General features: G+C 42.3%; 14 protein-coding genes. 2 read left to right on the forward strand and 12 right to left on the reverse strand.

The window, feature by feature from the left end; all coding sequences use genetic code 11:
* Window positions 1–2: 2 nt before the first annotated feature.
* Window positions 3–890: a Ppx/GppA phosphatase family protein gene (locus FA047_RS03305; protein WP_136834549.1), complete on the forward strand. Its 888-nt coding sequence runs from the start codon at window positions 3–5 to the stop codon at window positions 888–890.
* Here the strand turns inward: FA047_RS03305 and FA047_RS03310 are convergent.
* The 11 genes from FA047_RS03310 to FA047_RS03360 all read right to left on the reverse strand — a co-directional run bounded on the left by FA047_RS03310 (window position 885) and on the right by FA047_RS03360 (window position 11,517).
* Window positions 885–1,346 carry a 4'-phosphopantetheinyl transferase family protein gene (locus FA047_RS03310; protein ID WP_136834550.1) on the reverse strand — a complete coding sequence of 154 codons (462 nt, stop codon included), beginning with the start codon at window positions 1,344–1,346 and terminating at the stop codon, window positions 885–887. The genes FA047_RS03305 and FA047_RS03310 overlap by 6 nt on opposite strands.
* Window positions 1,343–1,597 (reverse strand): acyl carrier protein, encoded by a 255-nt coding sequence (locus tag FA047_RS03315; protein WP_136834551.1) that lies wholly within the window; start codon window positions 1,595–1,597, stop codon window positions 1,343–1,345. Before FA047_RS03315 ends, FA047_RS03310 begins: the two co-directional genes overlap by 4 nt.
* Window positions 1,590–2,867 carry a beta-ketoacyl-[acyl-carrier-protein] synthase family protein gene (locus FA047_RS03320; RefSeq protein WP_136834552.1) on the reverse strand — a complete coding sequence of 426 codons (1,278 nt, stop codon included), beginning with the start codon at window positions 2,865–2,867 and terminating at the stop codon, window positions 1,590–1,592. The genes FA047_RS03315 and FA047_RS03320 overlap by 8 nt, the downstream gene beginning before the upstream one ends.
* Window positions 2,860–3,306, reverse strand: a complete 447-nt coding sequence (locus FA047_RS03325; protein ID WP_136834553.1) for a 3-hydroxyacyl-ACP dehydratase FabZ family protein — start codon at window positions 3,304–3,306, stop codon at window positions 2,860–2,862. The genes FA047_RS03320 and FA047_RS03325 overlap by 8 nt, the downstream gene beginning before the upstream one ends.
* 106 nt (window positions 3,307–3,412) lie before the next feature.
* Window positions 3,413–4,468 carry a type III polyketide synthase gene (locus FA047_RS03330; protein ID WP_136834554.1) on the reverse strand — a complete coding sequence of 352 codons (1,056 nt, stop codon included), beginning with the start codon at window positions 4,466–4,468 and terminating at the stop codon, window positions 3,413–3,415.
* Between the two features lie 10 nt (window positions 4,469–4,478).
* Window positions 4,479–5,192 (reverse strand): methyltransferase domain-containing protein, encoded by a 714-nt coding sequence (locus FA047_RS03335; protein ID WP_136834555.1) that lies wholly within the window; start codon window positions 5,190–5,192, stop codon window positions 4,479–4,481.
* Entirely contained in the window at window positions 5,193–6,320 is a 1,128-nt protein-coding gene (locus FA047_RS03340) for an NAD(P)/FAD-dependent oxidoreductase (RefSeq protein WP_136834556.1), read from the reverse strand.
* A 60-nt stretch (window positions 6,321–6,380) separates the two neighbouring features.
* Window positions 6,381–7,364, reverse strand: coding sequence for a PorP/SprF family type IX secretion system membrane protein (locus tag FA047_RS03345; protein WP_136834557.1), 984 nt, complete (start codon window positions 7,362–7,364; stop codon window positions 6,381–6,383).
* 10 nt (window positions 7,365–7,374) lie between these two features.
* Entirely contained in the window at window positions 7,375–8,325 is a 951-nt protein-coding gene (locus FA047_RS03350) for a T9SS type B sorting domain-containing protein (protein WP_136834558.1), read from the reverse strand.
* A 24-nt stretch (window positions 8,326–8,349) separates the two neighbouring features.
* Entirely contained in the window at window positions 8,350–9,081 is a 732-nt protein-coding gene (locus tag FA047_RS03355) for a hypothetical protein (RefSeq protein WP_136834559.1), read from the reverse strand.
* Window positions 9,082–9,117: 36 nt separating this feature from the next.
* On the reverse strand, window positions 9,118–11,517 hold the full coding sequence (locus FA047_RS03360; protein WP_136834560.1) for an Ig-like domain-containing protein: 2,400 nt from the start codon (window positions 11,515–11,517) through the stop codon (window positions 9,118–9,120).
* A 423-nt stretch (window positions 11,518–11,940) separates the two neighbouring features.
* On the opposite strand from FA047_RS03360, the gene FA047_RS03365 reads away from it, so the two are divergent.
* On the forward strand, window positions 11,941–13,017 hold the full coding sequence (locus FA047_RS03365; RefSeq protein ID WP_136834561.1) for an AI-2E family transporter: 1,077 nt from the start codon (window positions 11,941–11,943) through the stop codon (window positions 13,015–13,017).
* A 64-nt stretch (window positions 13,018–13,081) separates the two neighbouring features.
* Here the strand turns inward: FA047_RS03365 and FA047_RS03370 are convergent, their stop codons facing one another.
* The gene (locus tag FA047_RS03370; protein ID WP_136834562.1) at window positions 13,082–15,079 is read right to left on the reverse strand and encodes an FUSC family membrane protein; all 1,998 of its coding nucleotides are present in this window, start codon (window positions 15,077–15,079) and stop codon (window positions 13,082–13,084) included.
* Between the last annotated feature and the right edge of the window lie 161 nt (window positions 15,080–15,240).

Raw genomic sequence — 15,240 nt, forward strand, 5'->3', positions numbered from 1 at the left:
ACATGTTAAGATACGCCGCCATCGATATAGGATCTAATGCCGTAAGGTTACTCATTGCTGACATTTCAAGAACTGAAGAAGGATATACATTCAAAAAAAACACTCTGGTACGCGTACCCTTAAGACTGGGCGATGATGCTTTCCTTGATCAGCACATTTCAGATCGTAAGGTAGATGACCTGGTCAAGACCATGATTGCCTTTAAGAACCTGATGGATGTATATCATGTATCAAAATACCTGGCCTGTGCTACGTCTGCAATGCGCGAAGCAGAGAATGGGGAAGAAGTTATAAAAAAGGTAAAGAAGATGGCTGATCTCGAACTTGAGATCATAGAGGGGCAGCGTGAAGCAAATATCATATATTCAAATCACATTGAAGAAAATCTGGATAGCAAAAGGAGTTATCTATACATTGATGTTGGTGGGGGAAGTACAGAGTTGTCAGTTTTTGTAAATAAGGTACCTGTGGCCTCCAAGTCCTTTGATATCGGAACTATCCGTATCCTTGATAACCAGGATAAGGATGAAACCTGGGAATCCATGAAGCAATGGGTTAAGGAAAATACCAAGTCCCTCAAAAATGTTGCGGGCATAGGTACAGGTGGAAATATCAATAAGCTATTCCGTATGTCTGATGAAAAAGATGGCATGCCACTGTCTTTTATCAAATTAAAAGGTCTGTACAATCAGTTGAATAGCCACTCCCTGAAGGAAAGAATCAGCGTTTTCGGGCTTAATCCCGATAGAGCGGATGTAATTATTCCCGCCTGCGAGATCTATATTACATTGATGAAATGGACAGGTATCAAGCAGATATATGTACCTAAAGTAGGGATGGTAGATGGTATTATCAATTTGCTGATAGAAGAAAACCTGGTAAATTTATAGATAGGTAAGTGCCAGGTAATTACCATGATGACTCACGCATTGTGGCATACTGCTTTTGTAATCGGAATAGAAGCCGGTGATTTGTATTTTTATAGCTTGCAGTTCCTCTTGTTCACATGATGCAATGGTATGCACATAAGCATCATTAAATTCACTACGGGTATAATACCACTCGCCTTCATAACTCACGCTCCCAGTAGCGTTGTGCTCATTAATGATGATGCTATCGCAGATCAGTTTGACGGGGGCAAAAGACCTTAATCCAGTTTTCCGGGAATTGATCTTGTAAGCTGATTCTTTCATGGACCATAGCAGCCAGACCATTATACTGGCATCGGGAGCCGAGGCGATCAGGTATTGTTCAGATGCGGTAAACAATTTATTCAGATAACCTTTTCTCTGCCAATTGCTGTCCCTTGCTGCCCGATCCAGATCTACAATGTCATTGCCGATCATTTGTCTGCCAGTTTTTGTTCGATGACAGCTATGGAAGCTCCCACACTGAGCATTTTTTCCATTGCAGTGTTGTCAATTTCAATTGCAAATTCTTCCTCAACATCCAAAACAATGTCTACAAGATTTGCAGAGTTGATTTTCAAATCTTTAATGAAATCCGTTGACTCATCCAGATGATCCAGCGAGGACTTATCATCTACATATACCTTGATGATCGGTTTCAGCCGGGCAATGATTTCTTCTCTATTCATTTCTATACTTTTTAAAGATGATACAGGCATTTACGTCGCCAAATCCAAAACTTGCTTTGGCCACTACTTTTAAATCCTTTTGCAAGAACTTAAGAGGTATGCGTTTTCTGTCGATGATGCCCGTTATTTCCGGGTTTAGATCTTCACAATTGATATTCGGGAAAATGAATCCGTGATCAAGTTGCAATACCGATGCGACGCACTCTATACTTCCGGCTGCCGTAAGGCAATGGCCGATAGTCGATTTTAGTGAATTGATAAAGGGGAAATCGGTGCCTTCCAGACCCAGTGCGGCACTCCAGTTCTGGATCTCAACAGCATCTTTTGCAGTAGCGGTCAAGTGACCATTAATGGCGTCAATATCTTTTCCTTCAATCCCTGCATTTAACAACGCGGCTTTAATGCAACGCTGAACAGCGGTGTTATTCGGTGCAGTCATGCTGCCTGTCCCGAGCTGCCCGCCCGAATTGATGTTCCCGCCCAAAACTTCCGCGTAAATCCTGACACCGCGTGATCGAGCTGAATCCAGACTTTCCAAAACCAATGCTCCTGCGCCACTTGAGGGCACAAATCCAGAGGCGCTTTTGCTCATCGGCCGTGAGGCTTTTTCCGGAGCATCATTGTTCTTATAAGTGCAAACTTTCAATGCATCAAATCCTGCCCATATGTACGGTCCGCTATCGCTTGTGCTCCCGGCCAGCATTCTGGTCGCCTGCCCGCTTTTAATTCGCTCATAGGCCATTAAAATGCTTTCTGTGCCGGTAATGCAGGCTGATGAGTTGGTCGTCACCTGGTTGCCAAGTCCAAGCTTCCCGCCCAGGTAAGCACTTACGCCGCTTGCCATCGTTTGGGCCACTACGGTGCTGCCCAGTTTACGGATCTGTTGTTCATCAATTTTATAAATGGATTCCCGGAATTTATCAATGCCGGATGTGCCCGTGCCGAAGATCGTTCCGCTATCCCAATCCGGCTCATTGCCAGTAGGCCCCGACAGACCGGCATCATGCCAGGCATCCATGCCGGCTATTACACCGTAAAGGATGCCTGTGCTGTTGAAGTTTTTCAATTCTAATGGGGTAAGATAACGGGATATCAGTTCATCGCTCAGTTCCGGTGTACCGCTGATTTGGCAGGAAAATCCAAGCTGCGTCAATTGCTGATCATATTTAATTCCCGAGACTCCATGCTGAATTGCATGGGTGAAGGTCTTTAAATCAATCCCATTTGGCGCTACAACACCTAATCCCGTTATGACAACCCGGTTATCCATTCATTTTATTGGTCACCATTCCTGATACCGTACCTTTACATACTACTTCGCCGGCTTCATTTAACATCTGTACATTGCAATGCAGTTTTTTGAACCTGAAATAGATTTTTTCTGCAATAACGCTAACCTTTTCTCCTGGATAGACCGGTTTCATAAAGTCGATTGCAGTAGAAGTGAGCATCACGTGTCCAGGCAGACCGCCTTCTACATTACCTGATAAATAGATGCCCAGGCAAACGAGTCCGACCTGCGCCATAGTCTCTGTAAGTATCACGCCGGGAGTCACAGGTGCATCTTTAAAATGGCCTTTATAAAAATCAAGGTCTTTATCGAAGGTATAACTGCCAGTCACACCATTTTCGTCGATTTCCTCGATGGTGTCAACAAACAAAAATGGCTTTGAGTAAGGTAAGTGATCTAAAATTTCTTCTTTATTCATGTTTAAACTTATTGTACACTAAAAGTATTTATTTTTATTTATTATTACCTAAAGCAGTCGTCATGCTGAATTTATTTCAGCATGACGGGGCCTACAACGCTCCGACCTACCACTTCAACAAAATCCGCTGCGCTGAAAAACCCGGTCCAAAGCTCAGCATCAACCCATAATCCCCTGCAGCAGGTTTCACGTTATCCATATATCTTTCCAGCACATATAATACCGTCGCGCTCGACATATTTCCGTAAAGCCTTAAAACCTCTTTGGTTTCCGCGATATTTTTCCCCAGTTCAGAAAAAAGCCCTTCCACCAGCTGTACAATCTTTTTCCCTCCCGGATGAAAGATCAAATGATCAATCTGCTCAATCGACAGCCCGTTTGCTGCCAGAAACGGATGTATGATTTCCGGAAAATGCTGTTCTATGGTATCGGGTACACTAACATCTAAAATCATTTGTAAGCCGGTATTGGTCAACTTAAATCCCATCATCTGCTCAGCATTATAAAAATGGTACATTTCCTCGGCAATAATTTCCGGTCCAGCATCATCAGGATGAGAAGAGAGTAGCGCACAAGCTGTTCCATCACCAAAAATGGCAGCACTAACGATATTTGCCATCGAGAAATCGTTGAGTTGGAAAGTAGCAGTGGGCGACTCATAAGCGAGTACAGCCGCCCGTTTCCCGGGATTAGCCAACAAGAAATTCTTTGCGTAAATGATTCCCGAAATACCTGCTGCGCAACCCATCTCAGTAACCGGTAAGCGTACAATATCTTTTCTTAATCCCAAAGCATTGATTAGGTAGGCATCCAAAGAAGGGATCATGATGCCCGTACAGCTCACCGTAATGATGTAGTCCAGATCCGCTGGCTGCCACCCTGCTTTGTCCAGGGCCTGCGACAAGCACTGTGCCCCCAGTTTCACACCTTCCCTGATATAAATATCATTCCGCTCCTCAAAAGGGAGGTCACTAAACACCAACTCCGGCGACATAATCGAGTACCGCTCATCCACACCTGCGTTTTCAAAGATTTTCTTCACCTTTTTTACAAAACGCTCATCCTGTCCATTCAGCCAAACGTCTAAAAATGGCAGAATGTCCTTTGTTTTTCTTGAATAATCTGGAAGTAGCTTACAAACAGTATTTATTTTCACGCTCATTACAAAAAGGTTATAAAGTTTTGATTAGCCATTGATACCTAAAAGCCCATTTCCATTTGATACGGTACTTTTCCAGACCCAGCTCACGCGAGTAAGACAGCAGGTCCTTCCGTTTAAATCCTCTTAAAATAGAAATCAGTCCATCTTCCTTAGACATCTTGTTCAGTCCAAACACAAAACACAATGCCGTAAACAGGTAATAAGCCACAGCACTTCTATGAAGGTCGTTAATCACAATTCCTTTGCTGGCCTGGACTTTAAAGCCCTCTAAGAGTTCCATAATTTCCGGATCTTTAAAATGATGTAAGGTCAATGTACACAGAATAACATCGTAACTGAGAGGTTGTTTAAATTCGTCAAAAATATCCACACAGACATAACTGATATTAGGGTATTCAGCAGATAGATTACCTGCGTGTTTAATGGTGAATTTGTTTGCGTCTATTCCAACCAGATTAAATCTCAGGCCATTTTCTGCGGCATAGTCTGCCAAAGCCCTCAACATATCGCCATTGCCACAACCGACGTCCAGAATACTGATTTCAGCACCTGGCGAATGATCTTTTAACAGCCATTTTACACCCTGAAGCGTCACCTTATTACCGCCAAGCAAGCGGTTGATGCTGGCTATTTTATCCAGTGCATCTCTGAGTATCTCGCCCTCCATTTCAAAATCATCCATGATTTCGGGAGCATCACTTCTGTATCGGGTGTCTATAGGCATCTATTGAAAGGGTTTTCCGTGAGTTAATTTAATAATAAATGGCAATGCTGATGGAAACTTGACCAATAGATTTAACAAAGGTTTGAATAGTAAGTGTCTTCTTAAAACAGCAGCTAAAATTCTGCCAGTCAGCAGCCTGTTCTTAAAAGTACGGTCCCATTGTCTTGCATAACGTTTTTCCAGACCTACTCTTGATGCGATCCGGCCTTTTGTGTATTCAATGAGCAGCTCTGCACAAATTTTAGCACTGTGTATCGCCATTGCCATCCCATTCCCACAAAGTGGGTGAATAAGTCCAGCCGTGTCGCCGATCATCAAAATATGATCATAAACAGGTTCTTTTTTATCAAAAGAAATCTGGCTAATGGTCAGGGGTTGCTCGAATACCAATGTACAGGATTCAAATATTTGCTTTAGCTGAGGATTTTTAAACATTACCTCTTTTTGAAATTCATCTATATTTTTAAAGACCTTAAAGCTTTTGTAATCCGCCAGGTAGCAGATGTTGATCCTGTTATCTTCAACTTTAGAAACACCGCAATAACCGCCTTTAAAATTATGTACAGCCACCAGCCCGTCGGGGAAACTGCCCGAGTAATGTGCTTTTACCGCCAACCATGGTGATTTTCTAAGAATGTAATCCCTTTGGAGCTTTTGGTCTATGTTTGCTCTTTTGCCATAGGCACCAATCACAAACTTAGCTTTGAATGTTCCTGATAAATGAGTGGTTATCGCAAATTCATCCTCCGAAAACGAAACCTGCTCGACTGTGTCTTTGATCACAACACAACCCAACTCTAAGGCCTTTTCATATATGAAATTGTCCAGTGCAAACCTGCTGATCCCGAAACCGCCTAAAGGCAGATCCGAACTGATTGTTTCTCCCTCTGGAGAAGAAAATACCAATCTGGAAATCTGTTCAGGGTGTAATGCGAAAGGGTCAATATCCAGCGACCTTAAATAGGGCAGTACTTCGTTAGAAATGTACTCACCACAGACTTTATGCTGCGGAAAAGTGTTCTTTTCAATAAGCATTACCTGAAGACCCGATCTTAGCAGATGTATTGCGCATGTTAGGCCTGCAAGACCTCCGCCTATAATAATGATATTGGTGTTTTCAGGATTCATTGAAATGGGGTAGGCTATCAGTAAATGTACTGATTTACAACATTGAAAACCTGCGATTGTTTAAAAGTCGTAGCACTTCAATTGTCCGTCTCTTCTTGTCGATTTACGGTTCAGGTAAATCCCGGCTGAGATTTCATGACTTCCCGAATTGTAATTCTGGAGCTTGTTCAGCGTGTAATCATAGGAGTATCCAATCCGCAAATTGGAAGTTGCAAAAACTTCGATGATCAGACCGGCGGCACTGCTTTTAGGTAAATTGGTTTGCAGGTCAGGTTTGTTGTACAATCCCACAGAGGTTCTATAAAATGCACCTAACCAGATTCTTTCATTCAATAAAACAAAACCGTTCAAATCCAGGGAAGTAGGTCCTTTTACATCATCTTTGAGCATGATGACAGGTTTTACAGCGATCTCGTCCGAAATAGGAAGCAGAGCTCCTGCCGTAAAATAAAAGTGTGGCTGCGGAACGGGGACAGTCAGGCTACTCATGTTTTTTCTGGCGGCATAACGGGCCAGCATATTAGTAGCAGAAAATCCAGCAAAGAAATTTTCATTGGAATAATATACGCCAAAACGTACGTCAGGTAATATCCTTGTTTGTGAAGATACCGCGACAGAACCATCAGTTTGATCAATGCTCTGCAATTTATTGCCATCCAGACCCAACTGCATTAGTCCGGCAGCGATGCCGAAAGAGAGTCTGGAATTTTCATCATAGCCTAGTCTTACCTTATAAGCATAACTTCCATAAGCGCTCAGGTAGCTTTGTGCACCAATCTGGTCATTAGATACAGATAGGCCCAGACCAATATTTCCCTCAGGATTTGCACCATCTACAGCAATAGAAAAACTTTTTGGAGCTCCGGTCACGCCTTGCCATTGTGAACGGTAAAATGATTGTATATAAACGCTCTCTTTGTAGCCTGCATAAGCCGGGTTAATGTGGATACCATTAAAAATATACTGCGTAAACTGACTTTCCTGTTGCGCATAGGCACAACAAGTAAAAAATACCGCGATGAATATTAAAATGGTTCTTTTCATTATCCTCTACTTATTTGTTTACTCCTCTTATGATGGTCACGTAGCCTTTGTATACTTCCCATTGGTTACTTGCAGACTTAATTTTTAGCAGATAGAAGTAAGTTCCTTCATTGAGCGAACTGCCATCCCATTCGTTTTTATAGCTTTTTTTCTGATAGACAGTGCTGCCCCATCTGTTGATGATGGTCAGTTCATTTTCAGCATACTGATCCAAACCTGGAATTTCAAACGTATCATTTTTACCGTCACCATTCGGGGTAAATACGTTTGGAATGATGATGCCGATGATTTCTTTACTATCTTCCGAACTGTTATTGGCAAGGTTAGGATCTGTTTCCGTGGCGCTGATTGTAGCGGTATTCTTAACAATCCCAGATTTCAGAGCTTTCGTCTTGATTTTTAATTCAGCACTCTGTCCGTTGTTCAGTTTGTCGATCTGCCATAGTACTACTTTAGTAGATTGATTGTAATCTGCTAATCCTAAGGTAGGTATGTGTATTTGTTCTAGACTGATTTCAGGAGGAAGGGCATCATGGATCCTTACCTGAGTTGCATCTGAAGACCCGTTGTTCGTCACTTTTATCAGGTATTCAAAAGTGTCATTGATACTAATGGCTTTTGCTTCTGAAGTCTTTCGTACTACCAGATCGGCAATTAAGGAAGAGCTTTCTACTACAATTTGCATAGGATCTGATATATCCGAAGCACAGCCCTGAGCATTAAAGGACACCACGTTATAAGTACCCTCGGTTGTTACTACATAATCCTGCTGTGTAGCATTTGTTATTGCTGCTCCATTCTTTATCCACTGATAAGTAGTGGCACCAACAGAATTTGCACGCAGTTTCAGTGAAGAACCCTGGGGGATCTTCACTGGTTGCGAACTACCAGATTGCGCAAAGCCTGCCGTTGCACTAAGCAACAGCAGACTCGTCACGAAACCTGTTTTTCTGTTAAACATTTCAACAATTATGAATTCAGCAATCTAGTTTCCAGCGATTGTAATGGCCGGTCTGGTAGGGCCGTTGGTAACTGTAACTGTTTTTTTATCTGAAGTAACTATGTCACAGCTCTTCAATGCATAAGTTGTTTTTACATATACTTCGTAGCTTTCAGCAGTTGTTGGTGAAGTAAGTGCGAGCGTTGATAAAGTACCTCCTGTAGCTACTGCAGTTTCAGTTCCTGCACTGGCTTTTGTATACCACTGGTAAGTCAGAGGGAAAGTGAAACCTGCTGCTGTGTTACCAGTTACGTTAGATGAGAAATTGAAAGTTTCTGAAACATTGTTACAGGCAGCAACATCAGAAGGAGCGGTCACAGTCACAGATTGTTCAGGAAGTACAAAGACAAGCTGATCATAAATCTCAGAACATCCGGTTAACGTATTTGTGGCTTTTAATTTATAAGTGTAAAATCCGGCTGCAAGTGCCGCTGCTTCATCAAATGTCCCTGTATTGACAGCAAGTGCAGTCCCAGTTCCACTTCCATCAGCTGAAGGGAAGCGTGTTTCCCATACATAAGTAGTGTTGGCCGGAGGGGTAGGGGTTTCCAAATGCACCTTTTTTCCGGCGCAAATTACCTGATCTAAGCTCGTCATGCTAGCATTTGCAGCAGTGAAATCGGCGAGAGAGCTGATTGATTGGGCGTGTACATTAGCTGTAAACATGGAGAAAAGGCAAATGATTGCAGTTTTCAAAATTGTTGATTTAGTGTTCATAATGAAATTGTTTTAAGAGATTTAATATTTATGTATTTAATTTGAACTTATGCTTGTTACCGGATGTAGTGGTTTAGGATTGATTATGATCGTTGCTGTACCGCTTTGTGATTGGGCACATTGTGTTGAACTGTTGTCCTTTACACTAATCAGGTTGTAATTAAAAGTTCCCGAACTGGTTGTTGGTATTGTCAGGCTCACGGAATTCCCGCTGCTCGTCGTGATTGTCGTACTACTTCCCCCATTTATGTTATAAGTGAAAGTATAAGGTGCAGTGCCCACAGCTCCTGTGAATGTAATTGTTGGAGATGTCGCACCCTGACAAATTGTAGTAGTTCCAGATATTGAAGCTGTAGGTAAAGGGTTGATATCAATTACTCTCATTGCCGGGGTAGAACAACCGTTCGAAGTCACGGTGTAAGTGATGATGGTTTGTCCTGCTACAAGTGCGGTTACCAGACCACTGGAATTTATCGTTGCGCTGGTAGGGTTGCTACTTGCCCAGATTCCTCCTGGAGTCGTATTTGCCAATGTAATTGTATTCCCAACGCATAACGAAGAATTTCCTATAATTAAATTTACAACGGGTAAAGCATTGATCGTTACTGCCTGGGTTGTAAAGCTTGTACAGCCAGTAACGCCATTCGTTACCGTATATATTATTGTTGCAGTCCCCACCGCTACACCTGTAACCGTACCTGTAGCATCTACAGTTGCTTTGGTTTCGTCGCTACTTGTCCAAACTCCACCAGGAGTGGCATTTGTTAAGGACGTAGTTTGTCCTAAGCACACACTTGCATTTCCAGTGATGGTGCCAGCAGAAGGCAGAGGGTTTATATTTACTGTAACTTTTGTTCTGGGACCAACACAGGTAGTAGTGTTATTAGTCGCTTCAACATAATAATCGGTAGCAGTTGTTAAAGTAGGTGTGATGTAGCTGGTTCCCGTGTTGAAGCTGCTACCGCCTGACGATAAAGTGTACCATTTGTATGTATAATTGGCATCTGAAGAAGTTACTGATAGTGTTGTGCTAGTTCCATTACAAATAGCTGTTCCCGGAACTGTTGGCGCCGGTGGAAGAGGGTTTATCGTTACGGTAACCGGAACTCGTTCAGATTCAGCGGTACAGCCTATTCTTGCTGCGGCAACATAGAATATAGTAGTAGTGGTTAAGGTACCAGTATTATAGGTATTACCAACAGTGGCAGTACCCCCAGTTGGGACTGTGTACCAATGCAGTTCATTGCAAGAGCCAGCCGTCGCACTTAACGTAGTGCTTAATCCTGAGCAAATAGTTACACTTTGAGAGGCCGGCAGTGTAAAAGTCGGTTTCGGCGGCGTACGCTGAACCTCATATAAGTTCATTTGTGCTAGAACTCCGACAAGCGAGGACATCGAAATTTCAATTCTGTCAAATGTGGAGGGGGGCACCAGCGAAACAGTTGTGATTTTATTGTCTCTCAATAGTGCCAAAAGATCAATCGATAATAATGAGGTCAACGAAACAGGGCTTCCAGCTGTACTGCCGTTATAAGGTGTCATTGTGATATTATCCAATAAACTCAGATCTAGCAGCAATGCGGGTGGAATAGAAAAGGTAATTGTTGCTGCATCTCCGCTATTAGATGGCCCTGGGAAATACGCTGTTTCCTTTAGTGTCGTTCCTACACCAGCCACTCCCATTGTAAGCGTTGCATTTGTGGATTTGTCATTGTCAATAGCACTTCCAGGATTATTAACTGCACCGCCAAGGGTAAGTAGTCCTGTTACACTTGTAGATGCCCCTAAAGCTGGATCACAATTATATCCGGCCATTTGGTAAAATGCATGGTAAACGTATAAGTCAGTGGTAGTTAGAAGAGTTGGTGCAACCAGAGTTACTCTAACTGAATTGTAAGTCGTATTTGGTGTGATTGCCAGATAGGTAGTGCCACTGGGAGTAGTTATTGTACTTACTGCAACCCCACTTGCTATCTTGGTGCCATCACTACCAGCAGTAGCACCTTGATAAGCACTGGCAACAACATTTCCGCCTCCAATTAAACCAAGCAAACCTGCCGAAGATGAACCACCTATTTTTACGTAAGTAGTAGTTCCTGCGGGGATAGGGAGGGTAGGATTATTACTGGAACTTAAAAATTTCATTTGAATCCAGGATTCTGCAACACCTAAGTTCAATATAACCTCTGTGCGCAGTGTCGCAGGATTATCTAACGCATTAGCACCGACCACATTTCCAGAGTTTTGTGTTGACCAACGCGCTAATGTAACTAAGGTTACTACATGACTTCCATTTGCTCTATGAGATTCGTCATCTGCATAAACTCTTGTTGGTGCGGTACACTGTGCGCTCGCAACACTCCCAGATAATACCACAAACATCACCGCAAACAGCAATACAATAAACCATGAATATGGGAGTTTAAGTTTGAACACGCGGAGCGACTAAGTATGTTTCACGATAGCTCAATTAAGTGAAGGTTTTTGTAAGAAATCGCACTTAATTGTATCGTTTCTCAAACTTATTACAGAAAACTCAATGATTTTTGTTCATTGCATTCAGTTTGGGCAGTTTTAAAGGGGTTGTGTAGGAGACCTCATTTGCGACAAACACCTCCATTTTAGTTGTAACTTATTGTATCACAACTGTATTTTTGAGCTGAAAAAATCGTTCATTTTATTCATTGGCGAACATTAGACAATATTCATTTCAATCACGCAATATCTCTAGGCTTTTGTCTTCTTAAACGTACCAGATTTCCCTAAAAACCGTTGTGAGTTCCGATAGATGGATCACAGACTCCACTCCCAGTTGTGTGATCACAAAAACACTTTGTTTCAGGATTTGTTAAATGAGGTATGACAAAACTTCAACGCAGTATCTACGTCTTACTTTTTTTTATATTAAGCCTTGGCGGATTATATTTCGCAGCACCATTTCTTATTCCGGTCACACTGGCAGCTGTGTTTTCCATGATGTTCATTAGGTTTTGTAACTGGCTGGAAAATAAAGGGATGAATCGGGGCATAGCTTCGCTTTTGTGTATAGCTAGTTTTATGATAGCAATTTGCCTGATTGTTTTCCTGCTTAGCTGGCAACTAAACGGATTGGTGGAAAACATAGATGCGATGAAACAACGTGTTGTCAGTCTTTTTTCAAATTTTCAGCATTGGATATACGAAAAGGCAGGTATAGATTTGAAGCAACAAAAAGAAATGATTCAGTCTGATAACGGGCAATCAGGAAGCATGCTGGCCGGCTTTGCCGATAAGATAATGGGGATCCTTGTCAATACTGTGCTTATACTGGTTTATATGTTTTTGTTCTTGCTTTATCGTTCGCACATAAAAAAATTCATTCTGAAGCTTGTACCTGGAGAAGAGAAAGGTAAGGCTGATGGAGTGGTACATCAAGCCGGAAAGGTAGCTCAGCGTTATTTAAGTGGCCTAGCCACAATGATTTTGGTGCTATGGGTGATGTATGGGATAGGCTTTAGCATTGTCGGTGTAGAAAGCGCAATCTTCTTCGCGGTATTATGCGGTATTCTGGAAATCATTCCATTCGTCGGAAATTTAACTGGTACTTCAATCACAGTGCTCTCGGTGCTCGCCCAGGGAGGGGATAGCCGCATGATTATTGGCGTGTTAATTACCTATGCGCTCGTCCAATTTATTCAGACTTATATACTTGAACCGCTTATTGTAGGAGAACAGGTAAACATCAATCCCTTATTTACCATACTCGCAATTGTATTGGGTGAGATGATTTGGGGCATAGCGGGGATGGTTCTTGCTATGCCCTTACTGGGGATGCTGAAAATTGTTTGCGATCATGTCCCGGATCTGCAGCCCTACGGTTTTCTGATCGGCACCGAAAAGCAAAGAAAAAAGAGAACAGGCGTTATCGATAAACTCAAAGCGGTTTTTAGCGGGTAATGACAGTTCAGACTATAAGATCATATTCCTTTTATAATCGCAATAGGATTAGTTCCACAGTGTGCTATGACACCTGAGCCGATGAATGATCACCTGCTATCCGTTTCAATTCCATTAAAAGAGATTCCAGATGGAGGATCCGATCTTGCGAATGTTGAAAATCAGGAATACTCCTGCTTTTCCCTATCATTAACGAGAGACCGATCAGCAATGAATTCGTGCGGTAGGCCAATGCCTGGAAGTCAAAAAGCCTGTCAAAATCTGTCTTTTTTTTCCCCGGCTCAGTTTGTAACTGATGAAAAGCTTCAGAAAAAGCTGCTAAAGAAATGTGCGCTTTCTTGCGATCCAGGCGTATGCCGAACAAATCAACTTGATCTGCTTCCAGATATGACTTTATGGTTTCAAAGTATGCCGTGTTGCTTTCCACTACAGCGTCTTTTAAACCACTGATTCCCTTGCTTTGCCTGACCGGGATGGCAAACCACCCTAAGAGCGCAAGCAAGGTTCCGAGCAAGGTAAATACAGCTCTGCTGCTAAATAGCTCCAGACTGGCTCCCTCAAATGTAAGCAAGGAGACCAGCACGGCTACCGTGACAAACAAGACACTTACCAAATAATTAGGTCTGTTAAAAAGAAAGAAGCCAAATAAACTGACGACTACTATACTTAGCAACACCGCTTTGTTGCCCAGCAGCAATAAAACAACCATGCTAATCATTAAGCCAAGAATTGTTCCGATGATACGCTGATAATTTCGCCTTTGAGTTATGGCATAGGTAGGTCTGGCCACAATGACTATCGTAAGCAATAACCAATATGAATATTTTGCCTGAACGATTAAGAATCCAAATGCAGCGCTTAAGCCAAATAACATAGCCAGGCGAACTGAAAAGCGAAAAACAGGTGATTTAAATATCAGTTGTGCCCTGATGGTACTCCATCTTATACTAACTTCCGGAATAAATTTAGTATAGTCAAAAACGGACTCTTCAGGTTCTGGCAGGGACTGGATGACTTCAAGTGCCTTTAAGCTGAGAATTTTCTCTATAATTTCATTGATATTTCTAATAGTCGCTTTCAGGATTTTGCCTGGTTCAGACTTGTGTGTGTCTGCCGACTGCTCTAATTCGGCTAAGTGAAGGCGAATAGAAGCTTCTAAAATTTGTTCCTTCTTATGGTATTTTGTCAAAGGAAGGTGAAGCGCATCTATTAGCTCAGCCGTCAGCGTGATGATTTTTCTGATCGGACTTAATGAGGATTCTGCATCTAAAGACTGGCGAATGTGATCGTAATCATGATCAATTGCTGTTAGCAGTTCATACAGGTCAATCACACGATAAGCATGTTGCAACAACTGTCGCCCTTTAGAGTTATCTGATTTTAACAGATTTTCTTCCCGCAACAATAAAGACCTTACATGCTCCTGTTGCTCACTGACGATAACATGAAGTTTACTGATTTTTCTATAAATGTCAACTACTGGGATGTCCTTGCCATAAAAGTCTGCTTTCGCACGCAGTAAGGTTGCCATTCCGCTATAGCTTTCCTTCATGGCATAGTATAGAGAACGGTGAGGAAGTATGTAGGATTGAACGATACTGATCAAAAAGTACCACAATGCGCCGCATGCGATGTACAAACTACAGTCAAAAGCCCCGTCCGGTTGCAACCCAATCGTAAAACAGATCAAAATCAGCGTGAGCACACCAACATTCGCAATGCGTGTTCCCAATGAAAATAACATCCCGCAGGCAAAAGCAGCAACTGTCAGCCATAGCGTGAGCGCCCATGGATTAATCAATACTACCTCTGTTAAAAATGCTGAAACAAAGAAAAATGGTATGCACCAGCCGGCAGACTGCAATTTATCCGCACGGATACCGGGAAGATCTGTTAAAGATGATAAAAGCGCGCCTACACTGGTCGCGATTGCCACGTTTCTATCTCCGCCTAAGATGACTATGGCAAATCCTGGAACAAAGGTCGCAAACGTATTGCGGAGCGCATCGCCGGTGTGTTCTCTGCGTATAAAATTTAAACAACCATTCAGGAAAGCTTGCATGCCGCAAAATTATGTATAATAAAGCCTTTAGGGTAGCTTTATTGAGAAAATCACAAAAATATACCACACAGGAATCCATATGCTTTAATTTTCATGCGGTCAGGAGAATATATTATGATTCAAAAATAATATCGATATTGCCGGCTGCGATTTGTAGGGGT

This window comes from Pedobacter frigoris (assembly GCF_005116445.1).
GTDB lineage: Bacteria > Bacteroidota > Bacteroidia > Sphingobacteriales > Sphingobacteriaceae > Pedobacter > Pedobacter frigoris.

Bases quoted from the DNA above. Each gene is read 5' to 3' on its own strand.
- FA047_RS03370 (WP_136834562.1), bottom strand. From the start codon at position 15,079: ATGCAAGCTTTCCTGAATGGTTGTTTAAATTTTATACGCAGAGAACAC.
- FA047_RS03335 (WP_136834555.1), bottom strand. From the start codon at position 5,192: ATGCCTATAGACACCCGATACAGAAGTGATGCTCCCGAAATCATGGAT.
- FA047_RS03330 (WP_136834554.1), bottom strand. From the start codon at position 4,468: ATGAGCGTGAAAATAAATACTGTTTGTAAGCTACTTCCAGATTATTCA.
- FA047_RS03355 (WP_136834559.1), bottom strand. From the start codon at position 9,081: ATGAACACTAAATCAACAATTTTGAAAACTGCAATCATTTGCCTTTTC.
- FA047_RS03320 (WP_136834552.1), bottom strand. From the start codon at position 2,867: ATGGATAACCGGGTTGTCATAACGGGATTAGGTGTTGTAGCGCCAAAT.
- FA047_RS03350 (WP_136834558.1), bottom strand. From the start codon at position 8,325: ATGTTTAACAGAAAAACAGGTTTCGTGACGAGTCTGCTGTTGCTTAGT.
- FA047_RS03315 (WP_136834551.1), bottom strand. From the start codon at position 1,597: ATGAATAGAGAAGAAATCATTGCCCGGCTGAAACCGATCATCAAGGTA.
- FA047_RS03340 (WP_136834556.1), bottom strand. From the start codon at position 6,320: ATGAATCCTGAAAACACCAATATCATTATTATAGGCGGAGGTCTTGCA.
- FA047_RS03310 (WP_136834550.1), bottom strand. From the start codon at position 1,346: ATGATCGGCAATGACATTGTAGATCTGGATCGGGCAGCAAGGGACAGC.
- FA047_RS03325 (WP_136834553.1), bottom strand. From the start codon at position 3,306: ATGAATAAAGAAGAAATTTTAGATCACTTACCTTACTCAAAGCCATTT.
- FA047_RS03305 (WP_136834549.1), top strand. From the start codon at position 3: ATGTTAAGATACGCCGCCATCGATATAGGATCTAATGCCGTAAGGTTA.
- FA047_RS03345 (WP_136834557.1), bottom strand. From the start codon at position 7,364: ATGAAAAGAACCATTTTAATATTCATCGCGGTATTTTTTACTTGTTGT.
- FA047_RS03365 (WP_136834561.1), top strand. From the start codon at position 11,941: ATGACAAAACTTCAACGCAGTATCTACGTCTTACTTTTTTTTATATTA.